This is a genomic window from Agromyces neolithicus (assembly GCF_039529735.1).
GTDB lineage: Bacteria > Actinomycetota > Actinomycetes > Actinomycetales > Microbacteriaceae > Agromyces > Agromyces neolithicus.
In genome coordinates this window covers 48,169-65,093 of sequence record NZ_BAAANJ010000002.1, presented here as the reverse complement: position 1 = coordinate 65,093, position 16,925 = coordinate 48,169, and the positions used below count along the sequence as shown (strand labels likewise).

Below are 16,925 nucleotides of genomic sequence, written 5' to 3'. Positions count from 1 at the left end.
ATGTCGTTCGATCTGCGATTCACCAAGGGCCAGGGCACCGGCAATGATTTCGTGCTCTTCAGCGATCCCGAGGGTGAATCCGAGTTGACTCCCGCGCAGATCGCCGCCATCTGCGACCGTCAGTTCGGCGTGGGCGCCGACGGCGTCATTCGCGCCGTGCGGTCGGTGAATCTCGACGCGGGCGCCGCAGCGCTCGCCGAGAACCCGCATGCCGCATGGTTCATGGACTACTCCAACGCCGACGGCTCGGTCTCCGAGATGTGCGGCAACGGCATCCGCGTCTACACGAAGTACCTGCTCGACCAGGGCCTCGCCGACCTGCACGCCGGCGACGAGATCGCCATCGGCACGCGCGCCGGGGTGCGCACCGTGAGCCGCACCGCGAACGGGTTCCAGGCCGATCTCGGCCTCTGGCGGCTCGATGGCGGCGAACCGCTCGTGCGGGCCAAGCAGCTTCCCGTCGCCCGGCCGGGCCTCGGCATCGATGTCGGCAATCCGCATATCGTCGTCGCCCTGGCCGACGACGACGAACTCGAGAGCCTCGACCTGGGTTACCAGCCGATCGTCGATCCCGAGCCTGTGCACGGCGCCAACATCGAGTTCGTGGTTCCGGCCGAGCCGCTCGTCGAAGACGGCGTCGGCCGCATCCGCATGCGCGTGCACGAGCGCGGGTCGGGAGAGACGCTCTCGTGCGGCACGGGAGCGGTCGCCTCCGCCCTCGCCGTGAGGCATTGGGCGGGCGCAGGCGCACCCAACGACTGGCGCGTACAGGTGCCGGGCGGTGTGCTCGGGGTGCGCATGTTCCCGGCAGACGACGGCGAGCACGTCGCGCTCTCGGGTCCGGCCGAACTGGTCTTCGACGGGGTGCTGACGCTCGCCTGACTCCGACACTGATGCCGTGTGGCATCAGTGCCGGAGTCAGGGCGACGGTCAGCGTCGCGCTTCGAGCACGCGGAACCCCTTCGAGGTCTCGGCGCGCTCGACCTCGAGGTCGAGTTCGTCGGTGATCCAGCGTTGCAGCGAGTCGGCGCCGAGCTGCTTCGCGACGACGAGCCACGCGGTCGCATCGTCGCCGAGCCGGGGGAGCCATTTCTCGAGCAGTGCGTGCAGCTCGGCCTTGCCGACGCGGATCGGCGGGTTCGACCAGATGGTCGCGAATCGCACCTCGTCGGGCACTTCGTCGGGCAGCACGGCCCTCACATTGGTGAGCCCGAGCCGGGCGATGTTGCGCCGCACGAGGTCGAGGGCGCGTTCGTTGACGTCGACGGCCCAGACCGTGGCATCCGGCGACTGCAGCGCGAGGCTGATCGCGATCGGCCCCCAGCCGCAGCCGAGGTCGAGCAGGTCGCCGCTTGCGGGTGGTGCGGGCACGACCTCGAGCAACACCCGGGTGCCGGTGTCGAGGTGTTCGGGGCTGAACACACCACCGGCGGTCGTCACGGTGAGCTTGCGCCCGGCGAGTGCGACGGTGATCGTGCGGAACGCGGCCTCACCGGCGGGCTGGGCGGTGAAGTAGTGGTCCGAAGCCATGTAGGGGAACCTATCGCACGCGAACCGAAGTAGTGTTGACACGATGAACGATGCCGAACAGTCCGCCGCAGACGACGCCGTCGAGCGGGTGCTGCGCGGCGCAGAGACCAAGGCCGGTGTCACCCGATTCGGTTCGGGTGCGGCTGATGCCCTCATGAGTCACGGCTCGCACGACGTGGCGGGCGAGACCGACGGCGAGCAGTTCGACCGTGAAGAGCGGGCGGCCCTTCGCCGGGTCGCGGGGCTCTCGACCGAGCTCGAAGACGTCACCGAGGTCGAGTACCGGCAGCTGCGGCTCGAGAACGTCGTGCTCATCGGCGTCTACTCGCAGGGCTCACTCGACGAGGCCGAGAACTCCATGCGCGAACTCTCGGCACTCTCAGAGACCGCCGGGGCGCGTGTGCTCGACGGCGTGCTGCAACGCCGGCCGCATCCCGACCCCAGCACGTACCTCGGCCGCGGAAAGGTCGAAGAGCTGCGTCATATCGTGGCGTCGCTCGGCGCCGACACGGTCGTCGCCGACACCGAGCTCGCCCCGAGCCAGCGCCGTGCGCTCGAAGACGCGGTCAAGGTCAAAGTCATCGACCGCACCGCGGTGATCCTCGATATCTTCAGCCAGCACGCGAAGAGCCGTGAGGGCAAGGCGCAAGTCGAACTCGCGCAGCTCGAGTACCTGCTGCCCCGTCTGCGCGGCTGGGGCGAGTCGATGTCGCGTCAAGCCGGTGGCCAAGTCGGCGGCGCAGGCGCCGGCATGGGCTCACGCGGACCCGGTGAGACGAAGATCGAGCTCGACCGCCGCCGCATCCACTCGCGCATGGCGAAGCTGCGACGGCAGATCACCGGCATGAAGCCCGCCCGTGAGGCCAAGCGCGCCAATCGCAAGCGCAATGCGGTGCCGTCGGTCGCGATCGCGGGCTACACGAACGCGGGCAAGTCGAGCCTGCTCAACCGCATCACGGGTGCCGGCGTGCTCGTCGAGAACGCCCTGTTCGCGACCCTCGACGCAACGGTCCGACGCAACACCACGGCCGACGGGCGCGTCTACACGATCGCTGACACGGTCGGTTTCGTGCGCAACCTGCCGCACCAACTCGTCGAGGCGTTCCGGTCGACGCTCGAAGAGGTCGGCGACTCCGATCTCATCGTGCACGTCGTCGACGCGGCACACCCCGATCCCGCCGGGCAGATCGCCACCGTCCGCGATGTCATCGGCGAGGTCGGCGCCCGCGACATCCCCGAGCTGATCGTCTTCAACAAAGCCGACCTCGTGACGCCCGAAGATCGCCTCGTGCTGCGCGGGCTCGAGCCGAACGCGCTCTTCGCGTCAGCCCGCACCGGCGAGGGCATCGCCGACGTGCTCGCCGGTATCTCGCGCATGCTGCCCGACCCGGCGGTCGAGGTCGACCTGCTCGTTCCCTATGATCGCGGCGAGGTCGTGTCGACCCTGCACGAGACGGGCAGGGTGCTCTCGATCGACTACGTCGAAGACGGCACGCGCATTCGCGCGCTCGCGTCGCCCGAGCTGGCAGCCCAATTGGCGCGCTTCGCGGCGGCCGTCGAGGCCTGAGGGCATCGGCGGTGTGCGCCGCACGCCGGCAGTGAACGACGGAATGTCGCGCCGCGCCCCCGCGCGTCGCGTCCGGCGAGCGTCACCGTGCGTCATAACTTTTCCGACGGCCGAGCCGCAGGCGTATCGTCGCTCCTGATCGTCGGTGTGCGGCCGGATGCCGCCCACCTGGAGCGACCGCCGAGCCCGGCACCCGCCCGCGACACCCACCCGCCGTTCCGGCAGGGGGACGCGGCCTGCCGTGCCTCCGCCGACCGGCTCGTCCCGCAGGAGACGACTCATGGCTGCAACCGGTTCAGGCGGATCGGACGCGCACTGTCGCCCGCGCCCTCCGATCTCGTTCGAGCTCTTCCCGCCGCGCACCGACGCCGCAGCACTCGCCCTCGGTCGCACGATCGACCGGCTGGCCGAGGCGAATCCTGCCTTCATCTCGGTGACGTTCGGTGCGGGCGGCTCGTCTCGAGACCGCTCGCTCACGGTGCTGCGGTACATGCTCGAGAACACCGAGGTCGAGCCGATGGCGCACCTCACCTGTGTCGGCTCGTCGCACGCCGAGGCGAACCGCCTCGTACGTGAGTTCCTCGACGCGGGCATCACGAGCTTCCTGGCACTGCGCGGCGACCCGCCCGTGGGTGCCGACCCAGACGCCGGCATCGGGGATCTCGGCAGTTCGGCTGAACTCGTGCAGCTCATCCACCGGGTTCAAGAGGAGCGCGAGCCGTTCGCACAGGAGGGTATCCCCGGGATCCCCGGGGTATCGCGCATCGGCGAGCGGACCAGGCCCGAGCGTGTTGCGGTCGCGGCGTTTCCCACGGGGCATCCGCGCTCTCGGGGCGTGAATCAAGATGTCGATGCGCTGCTCGCGAAAGAGGTCGCCGGTGCCAACCTGGCGATCACGCAACTGTTCTGGCGGGCCGACGACTACCTCGGATTCGTCGATCGCGCCCGCGCCGGTGGCGTCACCATTCCGATCCTGCCCGGGATCATGCCGGTGACCACGCCGGCGAGGCTCGCGAGGCTCACCGAGCTCACGGGTGTCGAGCCGCCGCCCGAGCTCGCGATCGACCTCGAGATCGAACCCGACGCCGAGGCCTGCGCCGAACTCGGCATCTCCTACGCCGCCCGACTGGCGCAGGCGGTGCTCGATGGCGGCGCCCCGGGCCTTCACTTGTACACCTTTAACCGCCATGAGGCCGTGCTCGACGTGCTCGGCCGCCTCGACCTGCACACCACTGCGCAGCTCGTCAATGAAAGGAACACCACACCACGATGACCGCACACGCCTTCCCCACCGGAACCATCCTCGGGTACCCCCGCATCGGCCGACGACGTGAGCTCAAGCGCGCCGTCGAGGCGTTCTGGGCCGGCACGATCGACGCCGACGAGCTCGAGGCGCGCGCCGCCGCCCTGCGCGCCGCGACCCGCGAGCGCCTCGCCGACCTGGGCCTCGATCGCGCGACCTCGGCGATCCCCGAGTCATTCTCGTTCTACGACCAGGTGCTCGACGCCGCGATCACGGTCGGCGCCGTTCCGCCGCGGTTCGCCGGCCTGCGCGATGCCGGGGGCGGCGTCGATCTCGCCGGGTACTTCACGATCGCCCGCGGCGTCGGCGACAGCGCGCCGCTCGAGATGACGAAGTGGTTCGACTCGAACTACCACTACCTCGTGCCCGAGATCGGACCCGACACCGTGTTCACGCTGCACGCCGATCGCATCCTCGCCGAGTTCGCCGAGGCGAAGGCGCAGGGATTCCTCACGAGGCCCGTCGTCGTCGGGCCGGTGACCTTCCTCCTCCTGGCGAAGCCGGCCGACGACGCTCCCGCCGGCTTCGGCCCGCTCGACCGCCTCGGCGACCTCGTGCCCGTCTACGGGCAGCTGCTCGACCGGTTGGCCGCGGCGGGCGCCGAGTGGGTGCAGCTCGACGAGCCCGCGCTCGTGAGCGAGAGCATCGACGAACCTCGCGATCGAGTGCTCGAATCGGCGGCCACCGCCTACGACGCGCTCGGCGCGGCCGACGCTCGGCCGTCGATCTTCGTCGCCGCACCGTACGGTGCGCTCGATGACGCCCTGCCGGTGCTCGCGGCGACCCCCGTCGAGGCGATCGGACTCGACCTCGTGCGCGGCACGCTTGCGGCGCAACTCGACCCGGTGACCGAGGAGTCGCTCGCGGCGAAGACCCTCGTCGCGGGCGTCATCGACGGTCACAACGTCTGGCGGGGCGACCTCGCGGCCGCGTTCGCGCGCGTGGAGGCCGTGCAGCACTTGTCGGGCGCCGTCGCGGTGTCGACCTCGACGTCGCTGCTGCACGTGCCGCACGATGTCGACGCCGAGACCTCCCTCGACGCGCGCCTCGGTTCGTGGCTCGCGTTCGCCGACCAGAAGGTCGCTCAGGTGGCGACGCTCGCCCGTGGACTCGGTGAGGGCCGCGAGACGATCGAGACCGCTCTCGACGAGGCATCCGCCGCCCTGGCCGACCGCACCAGTGCGCCCGGCGTGCGCGTTCCCGCGGTGCGCGACCGCGTGACGGCGCTCGCCGATCGTGACTTCGCGCGCGCCGTATACGACGAGCGGGTCGCCGCGCAGCAGAGCCTCGATCTGCCCGAACTGCCGACCACGACGATCGGCTCGTTCCCGCAGACCGGCGACATCCGGCGGGCTCGGGCGCGTCTTGTGAAGGGCGAACTCGATGCCGACGGCTACCGGCAGCTCATGCGCGCCGAGATCGAACGGGTCGTGCGGCTGCAGGAGGAGATCGGCCTCGACGTGCTCGTGCACGGCGAGCCCGAGCGCAATGACATGGTGCAGTACTTCGCCGAGTTGCTCGATGGGTTCTCGGTCACTGAGCACGGCTGGGTGCAGTCGTACGGCTCGCGCTGCACCCGCCCGTCGATCCTGTGGGGCGACGTGTCGCGGCCGGCGCCCATGACGGTCGAGTGGTCGTCGTACGCGCAGTCTCTGACCGAGAAGCCCGTCAAGGGCATGCTCACGGGCCCGGTGACGATCCTCGCCTGGTCGTTCGTGCGTGACGACCAGCCGCTCGGCGACACGGCCCGCCAGGTGGCCCTCGCCCTGCGCGACGAGATCGCCGACCTCGAGCGCGCCGGCATCCGGGTCATCCAGGTCGATGAGCCTGCCCTTCGCGAGCTGCTGCCGCTGAAGCTCGCCGAGCAGCCCGCCTACCTCGACTGGTCGGTCGGCGCATTCAGGCTCGCCACGGGCGGCGCCGCGTCGGCAACGCAGGTGCACACACATCTCTGCTATTCGGAGTTCGGCGTCGTCATCGACGCCATCAAGAACCTCGACGCCGACGTGACCTCGATCGAGGCGGCGCGTAGCCGCATGGAGGTCGTCGACGACATCGCCGCGAGTGGCTTCGCCCACGGGATCGGCCCGGGCGTGTACGACATCCATTCGCCGCGCGTGCCGAGTGCTGTCGAGGTGCAGGCGTTGCTCGAGCGCGCGGTCGCCGAGATCCCGGCATCGCGACTCTGGGTGAATCCCGACTGCGGGCTCAAGACCCGTGGTTACGACGAGACCGTCGCATCGCTCGAGCACATCCTCGAGGCCGCGCGCGCGGTGCGCGCCGAGCTCAGGGAGTCCGTGCTCGCCGAGTAGCCGGGGATTCGGACGATCCGGTCGGATGTCGCGTACCCGCGGCCTCCGATCGGATCGGGTTCAGGCACGGAACGAACACCTTGGCTGCATTGTCAGGCGGTGGCACGCGGACGTAACATTCGTCATGCGCACGTTCGGGATGGCGGCGCTGGTGGTCGTCGCGCTGTCGCTGACCGGGTGCACGGCGGGCGAGCAGCATGCGCCGGTGCCTGGTGCCACCGTCGACGGAGCAGACGCGATGCGGGCCGGGAACCGCGCCGCCCACACGGCGACCTCGCTCGCCGACGGTCGGATCCTGGTCGCGGGCGGATGTGTCGTCGACGGCTGCGGCACGGCGAGCGCCGATGCGATGATCATCGGCGCCGACGGGCGAACCGTGGTGCCGGTCGCACCTCTGAGCCTGCCACGCACGAACCACACGGCGAACCTGGTGCCCGACGGACGGGTGGTCGTCGTCGGCGGATTCCTCGGCGAGGGCGAGGGGGTCACCGGCTCGATCGATGTCCTCGATCCCGTCGGGGCGACGACGGCTCCGGCAGAGACGGTCGTGCCGCGCGGCGGCCACGCGGCGGCCGTCCTGCCCGACGGCCGCGTGCTCGTCGTCGGGGGCGACGCCGAGCCAGGTGGCTTCACCGCGAGTGCGGAGGTCTTCGACCCCGAGACCGGTGCGGTCGCGGCGGCGCGCCCCTTGCCGTGGGCGGCGGACGCCCTCGAGGCGACCTCGCTCGCCGACGGTCGCGTACTCGTCACGGGTGGCCGTGTCGATCGCGGTACCGGCACCGACGCGGCCGCCGTGTACGAACCTGATCGCGACGAATGGGTTGCGGTGGGATCGCTCGCGGTTCCCCGGTTCAAGCACTTCCAGGTGACGCTCTCAGACGGCCGGGTGCTCGTCGGCGGGGGCACAGCCGACGATCGCGGGCTCCATGCCTCGACCGAGGTCTTCGACCCCGCCGCAGGCGGCTTCTCGTCCGGCCCCGACCTCACGCAGCCGCGGTACAAGCTCTCGGGCGGCGCGCTCGCGCTCGCCGATGGTCGGGTGGTCGTCGGCGCCGGCGGCGACACTGTCGAGCTCATCGACGTCGCGGCGGGCACCTCGAGGGTGGTCGCGGAACTCGATACGACGGCCTCGTTCGCGACGGTCAGCCTGCTCGAGGACCAGTCGGTGCTCCTGCTCGGAGGCTACGACGACCGGATCGCTCTGACGGGCCTCATGCGCGAAGTGGCGATCCCGGATCGCCGATGAGATCGGCTGGCTCGCAGCGTCCATCCAGTTCGGTCGGGGGCGATGCCCAGCAGGGGAGGCTAGGTTCGCGTCATGCGCCTCGCACTTCACGAATCCGGCAGTGGCTCCAGGACCGCCATCCTCATCCACGGCATCATGTCGGATTCTCGGGCTTGGCACCGCGTGACCGCCGAACTCGAGGCCACGGGGGGTTCCGTGTGCTCGCGGTCGACCTCAGCGGACACGGCCGTAGCCCCCGCGCACTGCGCTACTCACCGGCAGCATGGGCCGACGACGTCGTCGAAACGGTCGCACCGCTGCTCGACGGTGCACCCGACGTGGTCATGGGGCACTCACTCGGCGGGCTCGTCGCGAGCCTGGTCGCCGATCGACTCGCGCCGCGCGCTGCGATCTACATCGATCCGGCCTTCGCGTTCCCGAAGGGCGTGAAGGGCTTGGCGTACAAGGCGTTCTTCGCGATGGCGCCGCGGCCGAAGCGATCGGCGCTCGTGCGCATGAACCCGAAGTGGAGCGCGGTCGACGTCGACATCGAGCTCGCGACGCTGCGCGACTGGGACAAGCGTACGATCCTGGGCTTCAGCGACACTCGACCGCTCGTTCCGCCGGCGAGGCTCGTCGCGCCGAGCCTTGTGCTGCTCGCCGAGAGGAGCCTGCTCATCACCGATCGGGTGGCTGCGCAGATGCGACGCCAGGGCATGACGGTGACGACGGTGCCCGGCACCGGTCACACCGTGTTCCGCGACGATCACGCGGGGTTCATGCGCGCGGTCACGGAGTGGCTTCGCGGAGTCGCACCCGCGACCGTGGGTGTGGCACGTGCCCTCGTGCCGGCACGGGTGACCGCCTGAGCCGACCGAGCCGACCGGCCTGAGCCCACTGCCGCGTGCTGGGTGGCGTCAGACGGCGCGCAGCACCGCCACGACCTTGCCGAGCACTTCGGCGTGATCGCCCACGATCGGTTCGAACGCGGTGTTGCGGGGGAGCAGCCAGGTGTGGCCGTCGCGCTGGCGGAACACCTTGACGGTGGCTTCGCCGTCGAGCATCGCGGCGACGATCTCGCCGTTCTCGGCCGTGCGCTGCGAACGCACCACGACCCAGTCGCCGTCGCAGATCGCGGCGTCGATCATCGAGTCGCCGACGACCTTCAAGATGAACAGCTCGCCCTTGCCGACGAGCTGCCGGGGGAGCGGGAAGACCTCGTCGATCTGCTGTTCGGCGGTGATCGGCACGCCTGCGGCGATACGGCCGACGAGGGGGACCATCGCCGCGTCGCCGACCGGCACCGGGTCGCCGGCGGCTTGGGGACGATCGTCGAGCCCCGGGAGTTCGATCAGCACCTCGAGCGCGCGCGGCCGGTTGGGGTCGCGCCGGAGGTAACCGGCGAGTTCGAGCTGATTGAGCTGGTGCGTGACGCTCGAGAGTGATGAGAGCCCGACGGCGTCGCCGATCTCGCGCATGCTCGGCGGATAACCCCGGCTCGCGACCGAACGCTGCACGACCTCGAGGATGGCGATCTGCTTCGCACTCAGGGTCTTTCGGCGTCGTGCCCGGCCGGTCTCACGCACGTCGTTGTCGGTGCTCACGGTCTCGCCCTTCGTCGAGGTCGCCATCGCGACCCAATGTCAGTGGTGTCTGGTCGACTGTCTTCCGGACATTCGAAACTGTATCCGCCCCGGGCGGCAGCGGCAAACATTCGTTCGAGTGTGTCGCCATATCCAGTGGCGAAGACATTCGGCGGTGAGGGGTTGCGGCTTCGAGCGTTCGAATGTATGTTCGGAACAGAGATTCGCATCCGGCCCTCCCGGCCGAGGGCCGGATGCGACTCGACTCAGGAGGTGTGACATGAGCGCAGCGATCGTGAATCCCGGCTTCCGCCCTCAGGCAAGCCTGCGGGCCACCCGAGCAGGGGCAGACCGTGAGACGCGCCCCGGGCGCCTGCGACTCACCCGGCGCGGCCGGGTCGTGTTCACCACCCTCGCGTCGATCCCTCTCGTGCTGTGGGCGATCGTCGCGGTGCTCTCCGCGGGTGGGGCTGCCGCCGATGTCGAGGGCGCCGCCGTCGGCGCGGGGCTCGAGTACGTCACCGTCGGCGCGGGCGACTCCCTCTGGGAGATCGCCGTGGCGCTCGATTCCTCCGCCGATCCGCGCGTCGTGATCGACGAGATCGTGCGGCTCAACGGTCTCGACGATGTGGTCATCGAGCCCGGGCAGCGCCTCGCGGTGCCGAACGCCGGCTGACGTCATACAGGGCATCGGCCCGAGTGCTCGTCGGTAGCATGGATCGGTGACGAGTCTCGACGACCTCCCCATCCGCGATGACCTCCGTGGGCGCACGCCGTACGGCGCTCCGCAAGCGCACGTGCCGGTCGCGCTCAACGTCAACGAGAACACGCACCCCATCCCCGAAGACGTGGCGCACGACATCGTCGCTCGCATCGCCGCGGCCATCCTGCGGCTCAACCGGTACCCCGACCGCGAGTTCAGCGAGCTCCGCTCGGCACTTGCCGCCTACCTCGGTCACGGCCTCACCTCCGAGCAGCTCTGGGCCGCCAACGGGTCGAATGAGGTGCTGCAGCACGTCATGCAGGCCTACGGGGGGCCGGGTCGTTCGGCGCTCGGCTTCGCGCCGACCTACTCCATGTACAGCCTGCTCGCGGCGGGCTCCGGCACCGAATGGATCGCCGCCTCCCGCGACGCGGGGTTCGAACTCAGCCCCGAGACCGCCCTCGCCGCGGTGCGCGAGCACGACCCCGACATCGTGCTGCTCTGCGCCCCGAACAATCCCACGGGTACCCCGCTCTCGATCGAGACGATCCGGGCCGTCGCCGACGCCGCGCGTGGCGTGGTCGTCGTCGATGAAGCGTATTTCGAGTTCGCCGATCCGGGCACGCCGAGTGCGCTGACCTTGCTCGACGGGCGCCCGCGGCTGCTCATCTCGCGCACCATGAGCAAGGCGTTCGCCTTCGCCGGAGCGCGGGTGGGCTACCTCGCCGGCGACCCGGCCGCGATCGACGCCCTGCGACTCGTGCGATTGCCCTACCACCTGTCGGCACTCACCCAGGCGGCCGCGCTCGGCGCGCTCGCACACGCCGACGAGATGCTCGCGATGGTCGACGAGATCCGCGGCCAGCGTCGACGCATCTCCGAGACGCTCGCCGAACTCGGGTTCGCGCCGGCCCGCAGCGGATCGAACTTCGTGCTCTTCGGCGGTGTCGACGATCCGCACGCGGTCTTCGAGCAACTGCTCGCACGGGGCATCCTGATTCGCGACATCGGCATTCCCGGCCACCTTCGCGTGACGGCCGGAACCGAGGCCGAGACGACCGCATTCCTCGAGGCGATCGCCGTCTTCGCGCCGGCGGGCCGCAATAAGATCGACGTATGAGCCCCCAGACGCCTGCGCGCACCGCACAAGTGCAGCGCGAGACGAGCGAGTCGAGCATCGATCTCTCGATCGATCTCGACGGCACCGGAACGAGCGACATCGAAACCGGGGTTCCGTTCTACGACCACATGCTCACGGCGTTCGCGAAGCACTCGCTCACCGATCTCACCGTGCGGGCGAACGGCGACGTCGACATCGACGTGCACCACACCGTCGAAGACACCGGCATCGTGCTCGGGCAGGCCATCAGGCAGGCGCTCGGCGACAAGCGCGGCATCTCGCGCTACGGCGACGCACTCGTTCCACTCGATGAGGCACTCGCCCAGGCGGTCGTCGACATCTCGGGCCGGCCGTTCCTCGTGCACTCCGGCGAGCCGGCCGGGTTCGAATACCACCTCATCGGCGGCCACTTCACCGGGTCGATGGTGCGCCACGTCTTCGAGGCCATCACGTTCAACGCCGGCCTCACCGTGCACGTCACCGTGCTGGGCGGCCGCGACCCGCACCACATCGCCGAGGCCGAGTTCAAGGCGTTCGCGCGCGCGTTCCGCCAGGCGAAGGCGCTCGACCCGCTCGTCTCGGGCATCCCGTCCACGAAGGGCGCCCTGTGAACCGCAGGCCCCGCGTCGCGCTGCTCGACTACGGCTCGGGCAACGTGCACTCCGCAGCCAAGGCGCTCGAGGCGGCCGGCGCCGAGGTCGAGGTCACGGCCGACCGCACCACGGCACTCGAGGCCGACGGGCTTGTCGTGCCCGGCGTCGGTGCGTTCAAGGCCGTGGTCGACCAGTTGCACGCGGTACGCGGCGACGAGGTCATCGACCGTCGCCTCGCCGGCGGTCGCCCCGTGCTCGGAATCTGCGTCGGTATGCAGGTCATGTTCGAGCATGGCGTCGAGCGCGGTGTCGACACCGAGGGGCTCGGCGAGTGGCCCGGCGCCGTCACCGAACTGGCGGCACCGGTGCTGCCGCACATGGGCTGGAACACGGTGACGCCCGACGAGGGCTCGGTGCTGTTCGACGGCATTGAAGACGAGCGGTTCTACTTCGTGCACTCGTTCGCCGCGCAGCAGTGGCATCTCGATGTGATGCCGCCGTTCCCGGCGCCCAAGCTCACGTGGGCCGAGCACGGCGGGCGGTTCCTCGCCGCCGTTGAGAACGGCCCGCTGTCGGCCACCCAGTTCCACCCCGAGAAGTCCGCAGCGGCAGGCATCCGACTGCTCGCGAATTGGATCGGCACGCTCCACTGAGCGCGCCGACGTCTGGGCCGGTCATGCCGACGCGTCGACTTCGGTGAGGGCGTAAGATCCTGTGATTGTGCCCCCGTCGATTCCCGACGAAGATTCCTGAGGACAATGATGAGCGAGTTCAGCAAGACCCCCGGCCTGGTGCTGCTTCCGGCCGTCGACGTGGCCGGCGGTAAGGCCGTGCGCCTGACGCAGGGCGAGGCGGGCACCGAGACGAACTACGGCGATCCGGTCGACGCGGCGATGGACTGGGCCGACCAGGGCGCAGAGTGGATCCACCTCGTCGACCTCGATGCGGCGTTCGGCCGCGGTTCCAACGCGGGGGTGTTGAAGAAGGTGATCCGCCAGGTGCGTGGGGTCAGTGTCGAACTCTCGGGCGGCATCCGCGACGACGAGTCCCTCGAGCACGCGCTCGAGATCGGAGCGAAGCGCATCAACCTCGGCACCGCGGCTCTCGAGAATCCCGAGTGGGCGGCGTCGGTCATCGCGCAGTACGGCGAGGCGATCGCAGTGGGGCTCGATGTGCGCGGCACGACGCTCGCAGCGCGCGGGTGGACGAAGGAGGGCGGCGACCTCTGGCAGGTGCTCGACCGCCTCGAAGAGGCGGGAACCGCACGTTACGTCGTCACCGACGTCACGAAAGACGGCACCCTGCAGGGCCCGAACCTCGACCTGCTGCGCCAGATCCTCGACCGTACCGAGCGCCCCGTGGTCGCGTCGGGCGGCGTCTCGAGCCTCGACGACCTGGTGGCACTTCGCGAACTCGTTCCGCTCGGTCTCGAGGGCGCAATCGTCGGAAAGGCTCTCTACGCGGGCGCGTTCACGCTGGCCGAGGCACTGGATGTCGCGTCGCGCTGACGAACCGCACGAATCGTCGACGGATGCCGCGGCTGCGGCTGATCCGAAGACGACCGACTCTGCGGGTGTGCCGTGGCAGGGGCGCTCGTTCGGGCCGAACCCGCACGCCGCCGACGACGGCCTCGCACCGCCGAAACTCGCCGCTGCGATCGCGGGGTTCCGCGACGGCACGGCGGGGCAGGCCGAAGTCGTCGCCGCGTTCGCCCGGTCGCGCTTGCTGATTCCCCTGCTCGCGCAGCTCGGCGACCCAGGGTCCGAGATCGGTGCACACGGCCTCGCCGTCGACAAGAGCCAGGAGCTGTCGATCGTGACGGTCGCAGGCCCTGACGGTCGCCAGGTGCTGCCGGTGTTCGCATCAGTCGACGCGATGTCGAAATGGAACCCGATCGCGAGGCCCGTTCCCGCCGACGGCGTGCGCGTCGCACTCGCCGCCGCCGACGACGGCACCGAGCTCGTCGTGCTCGACCCCGGCTCGCCGACCGAGTTCGTGCTGCGCCGCCCCGCGGTCTGGGCGGTCGCGCAATCGCACGAGTGGACTCCGCCGTTCGAGTCCGATGCCGTGAAGGCCGCGTTCGAACGCTCGATCCAGTCGGAGCTCGCCGTGCTCGGGGTCACCCTGCGGGCCGGTGACCCCGATGCTCGGCTGGCGGGGCCCGAGCTCGTCGTGCGGCTCGAGCTCGTGCAGGGCCTCACCCGTGAAGAGCTCGACGCCACGACCGCCCGCCTCGCGCGCCGGTGGGCTGCCGACGAGGCGATCGCGACGCTCGTCGACTCGCTCACGGTGAAGCTCGTCGGCGGGACATCCGTAGCCTGACACGCCACCCACGAAGGGAGTGCCGCCCTGATCACCGACCTCGACATCGCACGTTGGCGCCTGGCGAGTCAGCGCGCCATCGCGCCGTTCGCCTCGGGCGCCGACGCGGTCGTGGCTTCGCTGCTCGCCGTGCAGGCCGAGAATCCGCAGCAGTCGGCGTGGGCGGTCGCGTCTCGCACGACGTCGCCAGACCTCGCGGAACTCGCCGCGCAGCTCGAATCGGGGGCGGTGCTGCGCACCCATGTGCTTCGGCCGACGTGGCACTACGTGCGCGCAGATGACGCCGCATGGCTGCTCGAGCTGACGGCCGCCCGCGTGCGTCGGGTGACCGAGCAGCAGTTGCGCGAGCTCTTCGGCATGGATGCGTCGGCGATCGACTCCGCCACCGAACTCGTGGTCGCCGCGGTGTTGAACGGGCGCAGCCGCACGCGACCCGAGCTCGCTGACGACCTGGCCCGACACGGATTCGAGCCGAGCGGGCAGCAGCTCATGGTGCTGCTCGCGCAGCTCGAGCTCGACCAGGTCGTCTGCAGCGGTGCGCCGCGCGATGGCGAGCACACCTACGCCTCGTTCGACGAGCGGGTGCCGAAGCCTCGCCGGCTCGACCGCGACGATGCGCTGCGCGAGATAGCGCTGCGCTACTTCACCGGTCACGGCCCTGCGACCGAACGTGACCTCGCGTACTGGGCGACCCTGACGCTCGGCGACGTGCGTCGCGGGCTCGATGCGGCACGCGATCGGCTCGAGTCGTTCGAGCATGAAGGCCGCACGTTCTGGCATACGCCGGGTCATCCGCCCGAAGGCGCCGGCGAACCCGGCGCCCACCTGCTGCAGATCCTCGATGAGCTCTACCGCGGCTACCAGGAGACCCGCTGGGTGCTCGACGTGGCGGGCGCTGTGCCCCGGCGGCGTGAGACGGCCGCGGGCATGGCCCTCGTCGACTCGCAGCTCGTGGCGACGATGCGCCGCCGGATCACGTCCGATCGGGTGATCTTCTCGCTCGGGCCGTACCGCACGCTTCACCGTCGAGCGCTCGACGAGCTGCAGCGCGCAGCCACCCGCTACGGCGAGGTGCTCGGGCTCGAGGCGGTGCTCGAGGTGGCCTGAACGGCGCTCGGAATCGCGGTCGGCACGAGCCAGGAGCTGTCGATCGTGACGGTCGAAGGACCCCACGGGCGCAGGGTGCTGCCCGTGACGACGATCGTGAGGCCCGCGGCGTCCCCTACCGAACCCGGATTGAGCGTCAGAGCCCCCTACCGACCCCGAACGGGTGTCGGGATAGCCCCCGATGCCGGCGGCTGCGTGCACTCGTAGCGTGAGATCCGTACACGACAGCAGGGCGTGATGGCGTCCGGGAAGTGAAGGAACACTCTCATGGCTTTCGACGACAACAACGTGTGGAATCGCGTCCGTGACTCGTTCAACGTCAACGTGGCGGTGCCGATCAGTGACAACAACGTCGACTCGCTCAACGACAACAACGTCGACTCGCTCAACGACAACAACGTCGACTCGCTCAACGACAACAACCTGGACTCGCTGAACGACAACAACGTCGACTCGCTCAACTACAACGACGTCAACTCGAACAACGACGACATCCTGTCGCACAACACCGACAACTCGACCGAAGACTCGTACAACGACAACTCCGACAACTCCGACAACTCCGACAACTCGACCAACGATTCGCACAACGACAACTCCGACAACTCGGTGCACATCAGCGACTCGTTCAACCCGGTCGACAACTCGGTCAACGCCGGCATCCGGCAGTACAACGTCGGCTTCGACGACCTCAACATCGTCGGCGGCGCGGGCGGTGCGGCAGCCGCCGGGTACGGCGGCGGACATGGTCACGGCGGCAGCGACACCGAGGTGAACATCGACAACCGCTCGACGGTGGTCGACCAGTCGGTCAACCAGAACATCTCGGCCAGCGGCGGCGCCGGCGGCCACGCGGGAGTGCTTGCAGACGCGTCCGGCGGCGATGGTGACGGCGGCACCGGCGGTACCGGTACGGGTGCCACAGGCACTGGCGGCGCCGGCGGTACCGGCGGCGCAAACCTGGGACTCGGCACCGGCGGCAGCGGTACCGGCGGCGCAGGTGGCAGCGGTGGCGCCGGCGGACTCGGCGGACTCGGTGCCGGCGGTGACGGCGGCAACGGCGGTGCAGGCGGAGCCGGCACGGGTGGTTCCGGCAGCGCGGACGGTGACGGTGGCGCCGGCGGCACAGGCGGCAGCGGCACCGGTGGCAACGGCGCCGGTGGCGACGGCGGCTGGGGCGACGGCGGCGAGGGCGGCAACGTGGGCGCCATCGGCGGCGACGGCGGAGGCGGCAACGTCTTGCAGTCGTTCGAGAACGAGGCGAACGTCGCCTCGGGTGACGGCTCGGTGGCAGCGGGCAACAGCGCCTGGGTCGACAACTCCAGCACCGACATCTCGGTCGGCGACGTCTCCATCGGCAACACGTGGGACTCGTACAACGAGGAGACCGACTGGGAGGTTGACGTCGACGACTCATTCAACGACGACTACTCCACCGACGTCGACGTCGACGTCGACAACGCCAACATCCTCAGCCCTGACGCCGTCGCCGTACAGGTCGACGACATCACGCTGTAGGACGTTGCTGGACGGCCCGGCCGTCCCTCGGGGCGGCCGGGC

16 protein-coding genes are annotated in these 16,925 nt (G+C 70.0%); 14 read left to right on the top strand and 2 right to left on the bottom strand.

The features are described 5' to 3' along the window. Nucleotides 1-882 (top strand): diaminopimelate epimerase, encoded by an 882-nt coding sequence (gene dapF / locus ABD164_RS03525; RefSeq protein WP_344293497.1) that lies wholly within the window; start codon nucleotides 1-3, stop codon nucleotides 880-882. Nucleotides 883-930: 48 nt separating this feature from the next. On the opposite strand, the gene ABD164_RS03520 is transcribed toward dapF, so the two are convergent. After that, a complete protein-coding gene (locus tag ABD164_RS03520) occupies nucleotides 931-1,530 on the bottom strand; it encodes a class I SAM-dependent methyltransferase (protein ID WP_344293495.1) in 600 nt (199 codons plus the stop codon). A 43-nt stretch (nucleotides 1,531-1,573) separates the two neighbouring features. Between ABD164_RS03520 and hflX the strand changes: the two genes are divergently transcribed. The 5 genes from hflX (at nucleotide 1,574) to ABD164_RS03495 (ending at nucleotide 8,806) form a co-directional block, all read left to right on the top strand. Further along, nucleotides 1,574-3,097: a GTPase HflX gene (gene hflX / locus ABD164_RS03515; protein WP_344293493.1), complete on the top strand. Its 1,524-nt coding sequence runs from the start codon at nucleotides 1,574-1,576 to the stop codon at nucleotides 3,095-3,097. A gap of 280 nt (nucleotides 3,098-3,377) precedes the next feature. Continuing rightward, on the top strand, nucleotides 3,378-4,370 hold the full coding sequence (locus ABD164_RS03510; protein ID WP_344293491.1) for a methylenetetrahydrofolate reductase: 993 nt from the start codon (nucleotides 3,378-3,380) through the stop codon (nucleotides 4,368-4,370). Beyond that, nucleotides 4,367-6,712 carry a 5-methyltetrahydropteroyltriglutamate--homocysteine S-methyltransferase gene (gene metE / locus ABD164_RS03505; RefSeq protein WP_344293489.1) on the top strand — a complete coding sequence of 782 codons (2,346 nt, stop codon included), beginning with the start codon at nucleotides 4,367-4,369 and terminating at the stop codon, nucleotides 6,710-6,712. The genes ABD164_RS03510 and metE overlap by 4 nt, the downstream gene beginning before the upstream one ends. 124 nt (nucleotides 6,713-6,836) lie before the next feature. Continuing rightward, nucleotides 6,837-7,958 (top strand): Kelch repeat-containing protein, encoded by a 1,122-nt coding sequence (locus ABD164_RS03500; protein WP_344293487.1) that lies wholly within the window; start codon nucleotides 6,837-6,839, stop codon nucleotides 7,956-7,958. Then, nucleotides 7,955-8,806: an alpha/beta fold hydrolase gene (locus ABD164_RS03495; protein WP_344293485.1), complete on the top strand. Its 852-nt coding sequence runs from the start codon at nucleotides 7,955-7,957 to the stop codon at nucleotides 8,804-8,806. The genes ABD164_RS03500 and ABD164_RS03495 overlap by 4 nt, the downstream gene beginning before the upstream one ends. A 48-nt stretch (nucleotides 8,807-8,854) precedes the next feature. Here the strand turns inward: ABD164_RS03495 and lexA are convergent, their stop codons facing one another. Continuing rightward, nucleotides 8,855-9,568 carry a transcriptional repressor LexA gene (lexA, locus tag ABD164_RS03490; protein ID WP_344293483.1) on the bottom strand — a complete coding sequence of 238 codons (714 nt, stop codon included), beginning with the start codon at nucleotides 9,566-9,568 and terminating at the stop codon, nucleotides 8,855-8,857. 232 nt (nucleotides 9,569-9,800) lie between these two features. On the opposite strand from lexA, the gene ABD164_RS03485 reads away from it, so the two are divergent. The 8 genes from ABD164_RS03485 to ABD164_RS03450 all read left to right on the top strand — a co-directional run bounded on the left by ABD164_RS03485 (nucleotide 9,801) and on the right by ABD164_RS03450 (nucleotide 16,883). Further along, on the top strand, nucleotides 9,801-10,196 hold the full coding sequence (locus tag ABD164_RS03485; protein ID WP_344293481.1) for a LysM peptidoglycan-binding domain-containing protein: 396 nt from the start codon (nucleotides 9,801-9,803) through the stop codon (nucleotides 10,194-10,196). Between the two features lie 46 nt (nucleotides 10,197-10,242). Beyond that, complete coding sequence (locus tag ABD164_RS03480) at nucleotides 10,243-11,343, top strand: histidinol-phosphate transaminase (protein ID WP_344293479.1); 1,101 nt, start codon at nucleotides 10,243-10,245, stop codon at nucleotides 11,341-11,343. Beyond that, nucleotides 11,340-11,954, top strand: coding sequence for an imidazoleglycerol-phosphate dehydratase HisB (gene hisB, locus ABD164_RS03475; RefSeq protein WP_344293477.1), 615 nt, complete (start codon nucleotides 11,340-11,342; stop codon nucleotides 11,952-11,954). Before ABD164_RS03480 ends, hisB begins: the two co-directional genes overlap by 4 nt. Further along, nucleotides 11,951-12,589 (top strand): imidazole glycerol phosphate synthase subunit HisH, encoded by a 639-nt coding sequence (gene hisH, locus ABD164_RS03470; protein WP_344293475.1) that lies wholly within the window; start codon nucleotides 11,951-11,953, stop codon nucleotides 12,587-12,589. Before hisB ends, hisH begins: the two co-directional genes overlap by 4 nt. A gap of 108 nt (nucleotides 12,590-12,697) precedes the next feature. After that, on the top strand, nucleotides 12,698-13,444 hold the full coding sequence (gene priA / locus ABD164_RS03465) for a bifunctional 1-(5-phosphoribosyl)-5-((5-phosphoribosylamino)methylideneamino)imidazole-4-carboxamide isomerase/phosphoribosylanthranilate isomerase PriA (protein WP_344293473.1): 747 nt from the start codon (nucleotides 12,698-12,700) through the stop codon (nucleotides 13,442-13,444). Next, nucleotides 13,428-14,258, top strand: coding sequence for an SseB family protein (locus tag ABD164_RS03460; RefSeq protein WP_344293471.1), 831 nt, complete (start codon nucleotides 13,428-13,430; stop codon nucleotides 14,256-14,258). The genes priA and ABD164_RS03460 overlap by 17 nt, the downstream gene beginning before the upstream one ends. 111 nt (nucleotides 14,259-14,369) lie before the next feature. Next, nucleotides 14,370-15,365: a winged helix DNA-binding domain-containing protein gene (locus ABD164_RS03455; RefSeq protein ID WP_344293469.1), complete on the top strand. Its 996-nt coding sequence runs from the start codon at nucleotides 14,370-14,372 to the stop codon at nucleotides 15,363-15,365. Between the two features lie 267 nt (nucleotides 15,366-15,632). Beyond that, nucleotides 15,633-16,883, top strand: coding sequence for a hypothetical protein (locus ABD164_RS03450; protein ID WP_344293467.1), 1,251 nt, complete (start codon nucleotides 15,633-15,635; stop codon nucleotides 16,881-16,883). Nucleotides 16,884-16,925 lie beyond the last annotated feature (42 nt).

What these genes read in the sequence shown, in the direction of transcription:
- hflX (WP_344293493.1), top strand. Translation starts at nt 1,574, where the DNA reads ATGAACGATGCCGAACAGTCCGCCGCAGACGACGCCGTCGAGCGGGTG.
- ABD164_RS03460 (WP_344293471.1), top strand. Translation starts at nt 13,428, where the DNA reads ATGTCGCGTCGCGCTGACGAACCGCACGAATCGTCGACGGATGCCGCG.
- ABD164_RS03510 (WP_344293491.1), top strand. Translation starts at nt 3,378, where the DNA reads ATGGCTGCAACCGGTTCAGGCGGATCGGACGCGCACTGTCGCCCGCGC.
- ABD164_RS03485 (WP_344293481.1), top strand. Translation starts at nt 9,801, where the DNA reads ATGAGCGCAGCGATCGTGAATCCCGGCTTCCGCCCTCAGGCAAGCCTG.
- lexA (WP_344293483.1), bottom strand. Translation starts at nt 9,568, where the DNA reads ATGGCGACCTCGACGAAGGGCGAGACCGTGAGCACCGACAACGACGTG.
- ABD164_RS03450 (WP_344293467.1), top strand. Translation starts at nt 15,633, where the DNA reads ATGGCTTTCGACGACAACAACGTGTGGAATCGCGTCCGTGACTCGTTC.
- ABD164_RS03500 (WP_344293487.1), top strand. Translation starts at nt 6,837, where the DNA reads ATGCGCACGTTCGGGATGGCGGCGCTGGTGGTCGTCGCGCTGTCGCTG.
- ABD164_RS03495 (WP_344293485.1), top strand. Translation starts at nt 7,955, where the DNA reads ATGAGATCGGCTGGCTCGCAGCGTCCATCCAGTTCGGTCGGGGGCGAT.
- ABD164_RS03520 (WP_344293495.1), bottom strand. Translation starts at nt 1,530, where the DNA reads ATGGCTTCGGACCACTACTTCACCGCCCAGCCCGCCGGTGAGGCCGCG.
- dapF (WP_344293497.1), top strand. Translation starts at nt 1, where the DNA reads ATGTCGTTCGATCTGCGATTCACCAAGGGCCAGGGCACCGGCAATGAT.
- hisB (WP_344293477.1), top strand. Translation starts at nt 11,340, where the DNA reads ATGAGCCCCCAGACGCCTGCGCGCACCGCACAAGTGCAGCGCGAGACG.
- metE (WP_344293489.1), top strand. Translation starts at nt 4,367, where the DNA reads ATGACCGCACACGCCTTCCCCACCGGAACCATCCTCGGGTACCCCCGC.
- priA (WP_344293473.1), top strand. Translation starts at nt 12,698, where the DNA reads ATGAGCGAGTTCAGCAAGACCCCCGGCCTGGTGCTGCTTCCGGCCGTC.